We start from the raw sequence: 13,085 nt of genomic DNA, 5'->3' as shown, positions 1-13,085 counted from the left end.
TCCCTTATCAGGCTGTACCAAGAGATCTTGCTGGAGCTGACGATACTCTTCATCACTCACAAGCTCTTTAATTTGCTTGGTAAAAATACTGGTTTCAATGAATAACATAGGTTGAAGTACGTCAATGGCGTATAAGAAGTTTAGCAGTTCTAGAATGAAAAAACGAGAGCAGTAGGCTCTCGTTTCGCATAATCCGTATTATGTTAATTGTAGGAAAACTCAATAATAAGATTGGTGTTTTAATAATCATCCTAGTATTACCAATGCTTCTATATAGAGATTACAGCACTAAATTGTGCTACATTGTATTTCTCTATTGGAGCCCAAAGATGTCCATCAAACCAACCACTACAATCCGTATTGATCTAGATGTTAAAAAAAGTGCTAGCAAAATATTTGATGAAATTGGTATTAGCATGTCCACAGCGATTAATACATTTCTTAAAACTGTTGTTCGTGAGGGAAAGATGCCATTTGATATAAATATCGAGCGTCCAATAGTTCAATTGAAATCTGGAAATGCCACTCTTAATAATGCATTTATTGTTAAAAAAGATGAATTTTACACTCAATATGAAGATGTTTTTGTGGAAATGATGAACCATAGAAGGCATTTCAAGGGAAAAACTATACTTTGTAATTGTGATGATCCATTTGAATCAGCTTTCTTTAGATTCTTTATACTTCATTTCGATGACTTAGAATTAGCGGGTCTAATATCCACTTGCTATTCAGAATCTAGTTTAGCAGGCCAAGAATATCCTCTAAATGGGGGAACTAGTGCCTATAAAGCAGTAGTAAAAGAGGTACCTAACCATAGTTTAGAAAGACCTGATGGTTCTTTAGACTTAGAATCTTTATTTGCTATACCGAGTAACTCTCTTGTACATTTAAATGGTAATGGTGATTTTCGTTCAAAAGAATGTGAAACTCTATTACAAGAAGCAGATATTGTAGTCACTAATCCTCCCTTCAGTCTTTTCCGTGAATATATTAGTTTGCTAATGCAGCATAAAAAAAAGTTTATTATTCTTGGAAATATGAATGCATCAACATGCAAGGAAATATTCCCACTCTTTCGTGATAATAAAATTTGGTATGGTGATTCTATAAGATCAGGAGATCGTAAGTTTTATGTTCCTGATGACTATCCATTAAATGCAAGTAATTGTGGGATAGATGATACAGGGCGCCGCTTTATTAGAGTCAAAGGTGTTCGTTGGTTTACTAATTTAGATACCACTAGACGTCATGAAAATTTAGTTTTAACTAAAGCATATAATTCAAATGATTATCCAAAATATGAAAATTATGATGCCATTGAGGTTAACCGCACTCAAAATATTCCAGTAGATTATGATGGCTTAATGGGTGTACCTATTACATTCCTTGATAAATATAATCCAGATCAATTTGAAATTGTAATGCTTGCTAATGGTAATGCACGTTCCAATGTACCTTCTGATGTTCTTTCACAAGTAAAATACTTACAACACTCTGAGGATAGAGGAGGGGTCGGTATAATCAATGGTCAAAGAGTTTATGCAAGAATTCTAATTCAAAGGAAATGTTGATGAGCTCAATATTACGAGTGCCTTGTTCATATCAAGGTGGTAAACAACGTGTAGCATCTCAAATAGTTGATGTAATTCTAAACTCTTCTACTGACTCCAATACTCAATTCTATGATTTATGTTGTGGTTCAGGTGCAATTTCTATTGAATTAGTTAATCGAGGTATAGATCCAACACGTATCTCTATGCTTGATATTAGTTCTTGGGGGGCTTTTTGGTCAGCTATAGGATCTAATACTTTTAATATGGATGTTTTTGATCAATTTTTAGCAGAGTTACCTAGTAGTCAAAAAGATTTTAAAGAGCATTTATCTACTCTTTCTAAACTACCAATAGATAAACATGAAGTGGAACTTTATCCAATCCTTCAAGCTTGTTCCTTTGGTGGAAAACAAATCTATCGTAAGGAAAAAAATTGGGCAAATGCTTGTTTTAGAGACTATTGGGAACCAACTGAAACAAGTATTCGTCGTAGTCCTGCAAATGCTATGCAACCATCTCCGAATGAATTAAGACGGAGAATAAATACTATTGTAAACAAAATGAGTGGAGTAACTTGTTTCAATATGGATATTATGGAATTACTCAGTATTCCATTTCCTACAAACTCGATTGTTTATGTTGATCCACCATATCAACATACAACAGGATACGCATACAGTTTTGATTTAAACTTTTTCGTTAAGCGATTTCGAGAAATAAATAATGTTCCTTTATTTATTTCTGAAGGAATTCCATTAAGTGAAGATACAATTATGCTTAACTTTGGTGGTGCAAATGGTGGCATTAGCGGAGCTAGAAAAAATAAGCACCAAGAATGGTTAAGCCGTTTTTAAAATAATCCAAATTGCTTAGCATTTTTTGAAGAACCATTCCTACCTAAGATTCGTGAAGATAATTTAAAATTAGCCATTTCTGATTCTGAATATACAGATAAAGAGTAGTAATCTTCACGAATCTTAGTAAAGGTTATTATTTTTTCGACTAAGTAATATCCTTCTTCTTTTGCTCTAAAAGCATCTGTAATTTTTATATTATTAGAGCTTACTCCTTTAATCTGAAGGCGCCACGTACCATTTGCATTATCTCCTGTAGGGAAGAGTATCTCATTGCCAATATAATCAACCCCATCAAACTCTAATGTAATTAGTTTACGTTTATGACTACTTAAAGGATCTACTCCAAAAAAATACACTGTACCTAGCATCAACTTAGAATCATTAAATTCAAAAATAGTTCCTTTCGGATCTCCTCTTTCAACTAAAGATTTCATTGATAAATCTAAAATATTTCTTGATCCACCAGTCATTCGCTTCGTTTCAAACCAAATTGTCTGGATACCAGGTGAGACTGTACCTGTACTAGTAGGTGAGACTGTACCTGTACTGGCAGGTGAGACTGTACCTGTACTAGTAGGTGAGACTGTACCTGTACTAGTAGGTGAGACTGTACCTGTACTAGTAGGTTCTTTCTGTGACTTAACTATTGTTTTTAGTTTAACTTTTGGAATATTTGGAGAGCTAGGACTCCATACTATATGATTTCTAACAGGAACAAAAATTTTCTTACTTTCATCCTCTAGAAAACCATTATTTAGTAAATTATCTAACTGATGCTTACTTTTTAAATGAATACAATCAGCCTTTATGATATTTAAATTCATCATTATTGTTTGTATTAAATCCCAATTAGAATGATTTATATACAATAAAATATTGGCTTCAATATTGGTTTCAAATCCTCCAGAAGTTAGGTTGGAGCTTCCAACACTCAATACTCCTTCCTTTGAAGCTTCTTCATAGAAACAAAAAACTTTAGGATGAAAAATCTGTTGGGGAGTACCAGTATTAACCAAATAAATATCTTGATGTACATTCTTATCTAGAAGATATTCTAAAGCTTGCTTAGACGTTACTCCATTATTTATTCCTATGAAAAATATTATTTTTTTATTGTTTAGAACATTATTACAAATGATATCAGCACCATTTTTTCGCGCAAAAGCAACACTAATGATACCTTCATTATAATTAAAAGAGGCTGTAGCTAATTCATTAACAAAATCAGCGCCATCAAGACGTTGAAAAAAGATTTTTGGTGAAGGCATTTGATTCCATCAATTTTGCTATACTCCTTTTTTAAGTTTAACCCAAATATTAACGAGTAAATTAATGCTTTGCTAAAATTTATCTAATTTAAAAAGATTTTATGTTTTTTCAGCCTTATCCATTTAACATAAAGTTTCTTATACGAAATTTGGTTCAAAAAAAATGCCACTTTAAAGAGGCATTTATCAATTCAGACTATAAATTTTTTTCTCAATTCATCAAAACTTTGACCATAGATGAAATCAAAATCTCTGATCCTAAGATGCCTAAATTTTTCTTCATATTGAACAGAATATAGGGTTACATAAGGATCATCACTAAGATGTACCTCAGTACAATAAGCAAGATCTTGTCTTCCATTATAACTATAGAAGACAAAACTTTCGTATAATTCAAACAAAGCATTCTTAGAAATGAAACTATGATCTGCTTTTAACTGAAAGTTTGAAGTAGAAGAATATATAGGTAACAAAAAAAACTCCCAAAAGCGCTAATATCTGATTTAGGCTCACTTGGACACTTAACTAAGAAAACAAACCAAAAGTAGTTTCCAAAGCGCTAATATCTGATTTAGGCTCACTTGGACACTTTATCCAAGTAGCCACAACTGATTTAGATACACAGAGTTCACTTGCAATTTTTCTACAGCTCAAACCTTGTGAATGTAGATCCCTTGCCTGCCTCCTCAGCTCATCATATTTTGCAGATCTTACTTTTCCACCTTTAATGCCACCCAATCGCCCCTTATATTTTTGGCGATCAATGAACTCCTGATAACAATATGGGTCTTTTTTCCAACAATAGCGCGCAATAGACTTAGCAATGCCTTTCACCTCTCCATAGGTCATAGGTTGAATCAAACCCTGATTTAGCTTCACGCAATGCTGAATTACACTCTCAAGCCAAACAGAATATGTGCTCCCTCTATACTTCCGTATTTCTTTATATGCCCAATGACGAGCTGTATGGAATACAAAACAATTACGTCCTAAACCTATCGCTTCATCTTGTTTAATTTCTCTTTTAGCATCATTCCAAGTTAAGTCTAAGTTTCTTGCTAGCTCATTTAAGGTATAAGGTTTTTCCCGTAAACACGTAGTTTTCCAAAAACTAGACATAGGATTTTTAGCTACTAGATGTGTATATGCGGGATCTGCTTTGAACAACTCTCCAAGTTTATGTCGAATGGCATTTGCATAGAGAATTGGTCTTTGACGACTAGCATCAGTGGTATAAATCGGTGTTTTTAACTGGAATAAAATATGAGAACGACCATTGTAAGGATTAGCAATTACTAAGTTTGGTAATGGTACTCCTACTAGTCCATATAATATTTCTGATAATGAAGCCTCATAATCCAAATCAAATACTAGATAATGTAAATAATAAGGACTGTTTGGCTGTATATATCTGTATTTTATAGAAATTTCTTTAGGCATGATCATCAGACCATAATCCAAATTATCTGCACAGTAAGGCTTTTTAGGTAATCTGTCTTGAAATTGATCAAGCAGAAAAGATAATTGTTGCATTTGCTTATCTTCACTATTTGCAAATGCACAATGACCATGTATTATTAATACAGTTCATGTGCAAGCATGTTCTAAGAATTCAAGCCCTGTAACTTCTCTTCCGCCAAGATTTGAAAGTTACGGGGCTTTTTCATATCTGTAGTTTATACAATATATCTATTTTGTTTTTCAATTCAATCAAAAAGTATATATAAGATAAAACTTTTTTTATAAACTTACGTAAGTTACATAAGTTATTTAAGTTACGTAAAAAGTTAACTATGTGAATACATTGATCTTCTCTATTATTAGAATATACTTAAGTTAAATAAGTTACGTAAGTTAAATAAAAATGATCATATTAGTTGGTGGTGAAAAAGGTGGATCTGGCAAAAGTTGTTTAGCCCAAAATCTAGCAGTTTATTTACAAGCGAGTAATCGAGATATCTTATTACTCGATGCCGATCCACAAGGTACAACAACCGATTGGATCAAAGAACGTGATGAAAATTCAGCTGTAAAAAATATTCCATCAGTACAAGCTTCAGGAAATATTCGACAAATCCTAATGGACTTATCTAAGCGATACCAAGATATCATTATTGATGCTGGTGGACAGGATTCTGAAGCCCTACGTTCTGCAATGACTGTTTCCACGCATATGCTTTTGCCTTTCCGTCCTAAAAGACGAGATCTCAAAACATTAGTGCATGTCGAAAAATTAATACGTCTCGCTAAAGCTGTGAATCCTGAACTCTATACACGAGCAGTCATTACTCAATGTCCAACTTTACCGAGTCAAATTCAACGTATCTTAGATGCTAAAGAAGCATGTGAATCGTTTGATCTCATTCCATTGAATAATTTTACGTGTAATCGAAATATATATGACGATGCTGATGAAAATGGGTTATCCGTTTTTGAAATGTCATCTGATGAAAAAGCCAAACAAGAAATTGAACAAATCGCTAAAGAGTTTTTAGGAGACCTCTAATGGCTTTAAAAGGTTTAAAAAGAGAAGAGCAAACTTCTAAAAATGAAAAATTAGTGAATGATTTTATCTCTGGTGCATCAAAAAATGTTCAGGAACTAACCCCATCAAATGCTAAATTTCAAAGATATACATTTTCGTTAACAGAGGATGTAAGTGAACAGATTAACGATTTGAAAGTGAGATGTCGTGTTGCTAAAGCAAACCGATCTATCATTCTTAAAGCTGCTGTTAGTCAACTCAATACTTTATCGGATGAAGAGTTGCACAATTTGATCAAGAAAGAGTTAGGCTACTGATTCTGAGCCATCTCAACGGTGGCTTTTCTATTTTCAGCTAGCACTATATTCCTTATAAAACGTATTAAAATTCTATAAATAAAAAAATCAATCACTTGTAAAAAGTTATGCAATTTTTGGAAGTATTTACATAAAAATTACTGTTTTATATTTTTAAATCATATATTTATTTTAAGAAATACCCTGAAAAAATCTAAATTTTTTTAGTGGCATCCTGTAAGGTGCGTATGGTGTGTCTTAAAAAAATCGGTTGAAAACCGATTTTAGAGCGTCAACAAAATTAAGGCTTTCAAGTGATCAAAAATAAACCTTCGTTCAATAAGAAAAAGTGGCTGAGAAATCATCTAGACGATGTTTTACGCCTAAAAAAAGATGGTTTGACCTATCAATCCATCATCCAAGTGCTCAAAAAAGACTTAAATATGCCCTTTGACTTGGAAGAATCACTGTTAAGTCGTTATCTCAAAGAGTTTGCAGAAGATGAATCAACCACTTTAAAGACCAAAACAGCCTTAACAAACAAAGTTGAACGGCAGATAGACCGGCTTACTCGTCAAAATAATGAAATACAAAACCTGAAACGTCGTTTAGACCGTATGGCCGAACGTGAAATGCAGATGCAGATTCAAAATACGGAATTAAAAGAACGTAATCAGGTTTTAGAAAACAAGTTCTTAGATGGCGATGCACGTATAGAAGACCTTTTACGCTACAAAGGATTGCACAATTCAAAGTGGAAGATTGCAGAACTAGAGCAGAAAAACGATGAGCTATTCCAAACAGTTTTGATGCTTGAAAGACATACTGAACGATTAGCAAAGCCTCATGAACAGGCTGATGAAAAAATTAGACAGCTTGAGAATGAACTTTCACAGATCAAAGGGAAATATGAACAACTAGAGCAAAATCAGCGACTATCCAATCAAGAACTTAAACAACTTGAACTGACGATTAACACCTTAAAAAACGAAAAACAGGCTCTAGAAAAACAACTTGCCGAAAAAGAAACGCCCATTATTCACCAAGACCAAGAAAAAATTGATCAACTCACACAGGAACGGCAGAAATTCCTCCAAGAAAGAAATCAACTACACATGCTATCTAAGCGTCTAAAAAGCGATTTAAGCAATTCTGAACATCAACTGAGGGAAGTATCGAACCTACTGCATGAAAGCCAAAATAACGCCAAAAAGAAGGATTTATGGCGTGTTTTGGCTCTGAGTTTTGGTTGCTTGGCTGTTATCTTCTTATTGATGTGTATTTTCCTCTAAGACCGTATTTTGTTTGGGCCATTATTTCAGTCCAAGAGGGCTGAAATTGGCTCAAATAAAATGCGGTCATTATGTTTTTTGGCTAAACAAAGCCGTGGAACATTGTTTATTTATTAATCGTGGAACATGAAAAATTGCCAAAACAGCCTAAGAGTGACTGCTTAGGCTGTTTCTACATGAATAAGACATTGTTTAAAAAGGGATTTTAAGAGGCGTTTCGTATAAGGTGTATTATGTTAATTTTAGAAATAATTAATTATTTCACATATTGCCAAAGATCAGGACCAACATAGCTCTCATCTATACGATAACCTTCTGCAATTGCTTCTTTTTCATCATACTCTCTAGATCTTTGAGTTCTTCGTTCTTCCTTTTCAAACGCTTGTTTTAACTCCAATGGAGTCATTGTATAAGCATTAATATTGTTTTCTGAATCACTTAAGGCATCTCGTTGATCATAACGAATGGTGTTAAAAGTATAACGAACCATATATTGCTCTTTCTCATCTTCAGTTTTTTTAGTTTGACTGATGTATATATTCAATAAAAGACCATTAGCGTATAAGCGATAACCCAAAGACCCACTACCACTCGCATTCATGATGTTTTGCCATTCCTCATAACTAAAAATATAGCTTGGATCAATCGAATAGCCCCACTTCATGACATATCGCATATTATCTTCTTTCGCTATACGTGGGTTATAGGGAGCAATATAAAGTTTCCATCCCGCTTGATTTACTCGTTTCATTAAATTCGCATACGCTTGATAGGCTTGCTCAGGACGTACAAACTCCTCTTTATTTAAGCCTGCATTAACAGTCATAACCTCAATACCATCTTCCTTATGAAACGATGTTCCTAATACATAAAAAACATGGTCAATAGCTAAGCTACTCGCGCCATTTTCAATCTTAATTTGACCAAGGTTCGGTGGTGAAAAATCTAATTCTCGAAAACTAGCGACAGGATGGTTATCCACGGCACTCTGATTGTATTGAGCAAAGTCTTTAAAGCCCTGTAGACCAAAATGGAGTAAATAAGGTTGCTGATTCATTGCACTATTCTCTGTATTTTTTGCATTAGGTTGGCAACCTAAAAGAAGGAAACCGAAGATGAAGACTAAGATAGAATTAAAATAATGCTTAAATCTTTCCATCATTACTGTCCTTGCCAACTACAAAGTCCGCTTTACTATTGCCCCATCCTGCAATAATTGCGAGTTCCTTCTCTAAAAATGATCGCCCTGTGTCACTTAACATTAAGGTATGATATTTTTCTGCTGCCTTCTGAATCCACTCCATACGGCTATCATAATCTTGAACTTTGGTATGCGCTAAAGGTTCGCTATAGACAGATTCAGGTAATTTGTCGAGTACATCTTTATGACGTCCTTCATATTTCCCATGTCTAGGCTTAACAGCATCAACACTATAATCACTAGAAAGGACTAAAGTACTATCGGGAAGTTTGGTATAGCTTTGTAAAGTTGCCTGTGCTTGTACCATCCAGTCCTTCCAAACCAATTCTTGTAAAATATTACGTTGTTCCTGTACTGCAATTGCCAGTAAATGTTTCATAAGATCGTCTTGTGCATCTTTAAAATTATCTCTCCTTGGTTTTCCTTTTCTTTTAAAAATGCCTTCTATCTTGGGAAGCATCCCAAAAGCCTGAGTAATTTCAGTTGTACTCTGCAAATGCTTAATGATGGGTAAACAACTCGACCAAGGAATATTTAACACTTCTTCCTTAATATGGGTGAACTTAGATACATCACGTTGAGTTCGACATTGATTAAAAGATTGCGAAGACATACTCCAAGCATAATGCCAAGGTGCAATATCCATAAATAACCATAAATTCCCTTTCGCAAAAGAGTGTACTGGATTGCGAACAAGTGGCGTCAAGACAAAAGGGGAAATAATGGGAATCCATTTATACCCCCAAGCCGTTAAGCCATGTTTAAACACTGCTGCAACAGTTTTTGAAGCAAATGCACCTAAGCCCATCCAATAATAACGGCCTTTTAATTGCTGACTTCCATGATTTTCTTGTTCAAGATAAATTTTGGCATAAACTGAGGCAATTCTTCTGGCTCTTGCTTCATATCCTGGTTCGAGTTTATAGAGATTCTTTTTGGCATCTTTTAAGTTAGACAGACGGATCATCGCTATTTGTTGTTGTACTTCCCAAAAAGTTAAGCAATCACACTGTGCTGTTTTACAGCTATTCTCTGTTGTATTTGTATTACTTTCCCAATCTAAATTACCCACTAATCATCTCCTTCACTCGGTTCAGCTTCTAGCTTCATCCAATTTAAATCGAGCTTTAAGCTTTCTTCTTGTAAGGAATTTATTCGTTTAGATCGGCCTTTATTATCTGCTATGGCCATAAACTCATCGGATGCATTTGAAATTTTATAATCAGCATTTTTAAAGGGCTCACCAGAGGGCAATAACATTTGAAATTTCTCATTATAGGCCTCATAAGTTGGCAAGCCTTTGATATTTACACCAACTTCTGTACCGCTTTTAAAAAGGTGCTGACCTGCCTTAGCCTCAAACTTTGCAGGCGTAATGAATGTAATTCCATTCTTATTAATGATGACTTGAGAACCACCTGCCATAGGTTTACCTATCTTCTTTAATCATTTAAAAATTAATCTTATATTTAGCTTAAAATAAATCTCTAATAGTTCAATTTTTTTCACCAAAGTATGACTTTTATCATAGCCATTCAATTGAATGATAGCATCATTGTTGCTGCAGACAATAAAGAAGTCACACTCAAAGAAGGTGAAACAAAGCAGTTAATAGATAACTTAACGTCAAAAATCCATCCTTGGTACAAGGGAATTATTACGGGAACAGGTGAAAGCTATGTGCTCAATCGTTGCATAACCTTATTTCAGCAAATAGCTCAATCAGAGTTAAAAGCTTTGCCCTATTGTCTAGAACTTTCACGGAAAGTGAGAGAACATGAAATCGGTGTTGATCATTTTCAAGTACAAAATACCAAGTTACTTTGCTCTAGTTATAGTGACAGCGGAGCTCAACTTTATAAAGTTGAAAGGTTCGATGAGGAGCAAGCCTACACAATCATGGCTGTTGAACCGATGAACATCACGGTATGGATGTTTAATCCCAATGTTGAAGCCATTTCAGCGGATCTACAACTTCTCTATGCTGATTTAAGAGACTACGGTACGTTTAATCATCAATCTGAGTGGATTAATTACTACATCAACCGGATTGCTCCTATTTATCAAAAGCAAAGCCAAGTCGATTCACTGATGAGTCAAAGCTTTGATTTCTTTTTTCAGACGAAGGATGAATATGTGTTTGGCCATATTCCCAACACCCAAAAGACAGCACTAGAATTCAAAGAAATTTCATCGAATATTAAGTCTATTTAACATAATGGTGATTATACGAAGTACACTTGTATATTAATATAATTATCAATTACTTAAAATTTTAGTCATGACTAAGAAATCAGCAAAAAGTCGCTTTTGTAATAAGTTGGTGAGTTTTTAAGCGAATATGTAACATTTTGCCATTAAAATTGATTAAAAAACGATCAATTTAGCAGTCAGCGCCCATTTCATACGGATCCAGGTTCCAAAACTATCCCCAATTGCTGTGGATAAAATTTAGGCTATTTTGTACGCCTGGGCTTACGTGAATTCCGGCCCTTTGCGGCTATTCAGAATACTGGAACTTTCTTATGATGGGGACATAGAGAGCAGGAAGCTCCATACAAGAATAACAATAGATAAGCACAAGGACTGTAAGGTACGACAGGAGTTATACCGAGCGAACCAATACGGAAAACCCCGGCAGGATGCCGGGGTTTTTTATTGCCTATCATTTCTCATTTGCAAAACAAGCATAATGCTCCTAAAATATAGACTATAATCTATATTTTGGTTGTGGTATGTGGACAGTCATTACGACAGATCTATTTAATCAGTGGCTTGAACAGCAAGATGAATCGACACAAGAGAAGGTCCTAGCTGCCCTGGTTGTTCTACAGCAGCAGGGACCGAGTTTAGGCCGTCCTTTAGTAGATACTGTGTATGAGTCTAAATTTACCAATATGAAAGAACTGCGCGTTCAACATCGCGGTAGACCTTTAAGAGCTTTCTTCGCATTTGATCCCTTACGACAGGCTATTGTTCTATGTATTGCTGATAAAGGCGGTAAAAAGCGTTTTTATAAAGACATGCTGGATATTGCAGATGAACAATACCAACTTCATCTCACCACCCTAGGAGATAAATCTAATGGCTAAGACTCTGCAAGAATTGTTAGCTAGCCGCTCTCCAGAGAGCCAAGCCCGTATTCAAAAAATGGCAGATGAATTACTGCTAGAAAATCAGCTTCATCTTATTCGTGAAGAACTCGAAATTTCTCAAAAAGAGCTTGCTGAAACTTTGGGAATAAAACAGCCATCGCTTTCAGCAATAGAAAATCGTGGCAATGATCTTAAGATTTCAACCATGAAAAAGTATGTTGAGGCAATGGGTGGGAAGCTCCGTATTGATGTAGAGCTTCCAACAGGAAAACATATAGGATTCAACGTTTAACAATAAAAATGGGAGCTATAGGCTCCCATTTTTAGATTCGTATAACGTCTATTATGTTAATTTTAGGAAATTTAAACATTTACCTTATAATTTAACTGTAGTTCATCCGCATTTTCCCCTCTAATGCCCCAGTTTTCTTTAGGAGTTTCAAATATAGTTATCTCAACATCATTTGAATCAATACCGCATAGATTGTTTATATTTTCGAATAGAGTCTTAATAAATGCTTTTTTAGTCTCTTTTGTTCGTCCATCGAACATGGAAATTTCAATAATTATATAAGATGTACTGCGGTCTGCTGGATATATAAAATTTTTGGATTCTAGTGGAATAAAACGTTGAAACCTTTTTTCTTCAGGATATTTTAATTCTTTAACTAAAGCCTGATGGATAGCTTTACTTAAATTATCACGATGTAATTCTATAGTTTCATCTAAAGCATAAATTTTTATCTGAGACATTACTTTCTCTAAATTAAAACCCTAATTTTAGCTTAATCTTCCCCTCCCATTTAAGATAATGGCTGTTATACGAAATGAAAAAACCTAGACTCTGGTCTAGGCTTAAAATTTAAAAAATATATAAAAATCAGTGTAATAAACTTATTTTTAGAGATTCGTATAAGGTGTATTATGTTAATTTTAGGGAAATTTAAGAATCTCTATGCAATGGTTTATTCAATATTCTTTGATTTCTTATCTTTTAGGTTAATCAGAAATAGCCAATAACATAAGCCAGGAAAT

Annotated in this window: 14 protein-coding genes; 8 read left to right on the top strand and 6 right to left on the bottom strand. The window is 34.3% G+C overall.

The genetic code is table 11. The annotated features are described in order from the left end of the window. Positions 1–329 precede the first annotated feature (329 nt). Both FTV38_RS15305 and FTV38_RS15300 read left to right on the top strand, forming a co-directional pair. Entirely contained in the window at positions 330–1,574 is a 1,245-nt protein-coding gene (locus FTV38_RS15305; RefSeq protein WP_179991749.1) for a type II toxin-antitoxin system RelB/DinJ family antitoxin, read from the top strand. Continuing rightward, the gene (locus FTV38_RS15300) at positions 1,574–2,410 is read left to right on the top strand and encodes a DNA adenine methylase (RefSeq protein WP_179995740.1); all 837 of its coding nucleotides are present in this window, start codon (positions 1,574–1,576) and stop codon (positions 2,408–2,410) included. Before FTV38_RS15305 ends, FTV38_RS15300 begins: the two co-directional genes overlap by 1 nt. Here the strand turns inward: FTV38_RS15300 and FTV38_RS15295 are convergent. Both FTV38_RS15295 and FTV38_RS15290 read right to left on the bottom strand, forming a co-directional pair. Next, entirely contained in the window at positions 2,407–3,681 is a 1,275-nt protein-coding gene (locus FTV38_RS15295) for a phospholipase D family protein (protein ID WP_179995739.1), read from the bottom strand. The two genes, FTV38_RS15300 and FTV38_RS15295, sit on opposite strands and share 4 nt — an antisense overlap. A 525-nt stretch (positions 3,682–4,206) precedes the next feature. After that, positions 4,207–5,214 carry a replication initiation protein gene (locus FTV38_RS15290; RefSeq protein WP_179995738.1) on the bottom strand — a complete coding sequence of 336 codons (1,008 nt, stop codon included), beginning with the start codon at positions 5,212–5,214 and terminating at the stop codon, positions 4,207–4,209. 331 nt (positions 5,215–5,545) lie between these two features. Here FTV38_RS15290 and FTV38_RS15285 point away from each other — a divergent pair, with 331 nt between their 5' ends. The 3 genes from FTV38_RS15285 (at position 5,546) to FTV38_RS15275 (ending at position 7,754) form a co-directional block, all read left to right on the top strand. Continuing rightward, on the top strand, positions 5,546–6,187 hold the full coding sequence (locus FTV38_RS15285) for an AAA family ATPase (RefSeq protein ID WP_179997548.1): 642 nt from the start codon (positions 5,546–5,548) through the stop codon (positions 6,185–6,187). Next, positions 6,187–6,483, top strand: a complete 297-nt coding sequence (locus FTV38_RS15280) for a hypothetical protein (protein ID WP_180022921.1) — start codon at positions 6,187–6,189, stop codon at positions 6,481–6,483. Before FTV38_RS15285 ends, FTV38_RS15280 begins: the two co-directional genes overlap by 1 nt. A gap of 293 nt (positions 6,484–6,776) precedes the next feature. Next, the gene (locus FTV38_RS15275; protein WP_179995736.1) at positions 6,777–7,754 is read left to right on the top strand and encodes a hypothetical protein; all 978 of its coding nucleotides are present in this window, start codon (positions 6,777–6,779) and stop codon (positions 7,752–7,754) included. Positions 7,755–8,010: 256 nt separating this feature from the next. Here FTV38_RS15275 and FTV38_RS15270 read toward each other — a convergent pair whose 3' ends face one another. From FTV38_RS15270 to FTV38_RS15260, 3 genes are read right to left on the bottom strand one after another with little or no spacing between them, the layout of a single operon-like run. Then, entirely contained in the window at positions 8,011–8,916 is a 906-nt protein-coding gene (locus tag FTV38_RS15270; protein WP_171525057.1) for a hypothetical protein, read from the bottom strand. Continuing rightward, entirely contained in the window at positions 8,900–10,027 is a 1,128-nt protein-coding gene (locus FTV38_RS15265) for a DUF2515 family protein (RefSeq protein WP_179995816.1), read from the bottom strand. Before FTV38_RS15265 ends, FTV38_RS15270 begins: the two co-directional genes overlap by 17 nt. Next, positions 10,027–10,380 (bottom strand): hypothetical protein, encoded by a 354-nt coding sequence (locus FTV38_RS15260; RefSeq protein ID WP_000897084.1) that lies wholly within the window; start codon positions 10,378–10,380, stop codon positions 10,027–10,029. Before FTV38_RS15260 ends, FTV38_RS15265 begins: the two co-directional genes overlap by 1 nt. A gap of 90 nt (positions 10,381–10,470) precedes the next feature. Here FTV38_RS15260 and FTV38_RS15255 point away from each other — a divergent pair, with 90 nt between their 5' ends. From FTV38_RS15255 to FTV38_RS15245, 3 genes are all read left to right on the top strand, one after another. Continuing rightward, on the top strand, positions 10,471–11,169 hold the full coding sequence (locus FTV38_RS15255) for a hypothetical protein (RefSeq protein WP_179991637.1): 699 nt from the start codon (positions 10,471–10,473) through the stop codon (positions 11,167–11,169). 521 nt (positions 11,170–11,690) lie between these two features. Continuing rightward, positions 11,691–12,047 carry a type II toxin-antitoxin system RelE/ParE family toxin gene (locus FTV38_RS15250; RefSeq protein WP_000269911.1) on the top strand — a complete coding sequence of 119 codons (357 nt, stop codon included), beginning with the start codon at positions 11,691–11,693 and terminating at the stop codon, positions 12,045–12,047. After that, complete coding sequence (locus FTV38_RS15245; protein ID WP_001140620.1) at positions 12,040–12,342, top strand: helix-turn-helix domain-containing protein; 303 nt, start codon at positions 12,040–12,042, stop codon at positions 12,340–12,342. Before FTV38_RS15250 ends, FTV38_RS15245 begins: the two co-directional genes overlap by 8 nt. A gap of 71 nt (positions 12,343–12,413) precedes the next feature. Here the strand turns inward: FTV38_RS15245 and FTV38_RS15240 are convergent, their stop codons facing one another. Then, the gene (locus tag FTV38_RS15240; RefSeq protein ID WP_032040164.1) at positions 12,414–12,803 is read right to left on the bottom strand and encodes a tautomerase family protein; all 390 of its coding nucleotides are present in this window, start codon (positions 12,801–12,803) and stop codon (positions 12,414–12,416) included. Between the last annotated feature and the right edge of the window lie 282 nt (positions 12,804–13,085).

The organism is Acinetobacter sp. YH16044 (assembly GCF_013417145.1).
Lineage (GTDB): Bacteria > Pseudomonadota > Gammaproteobacteria > Pseudomonadales > Moraxellaceae > Acinetobacter > Acinetobacter amyesii.
Note: the sequence above shows the minus strand (reverse complement) of the source record. Positions and strands in the feature narration are given on the sequence as shown.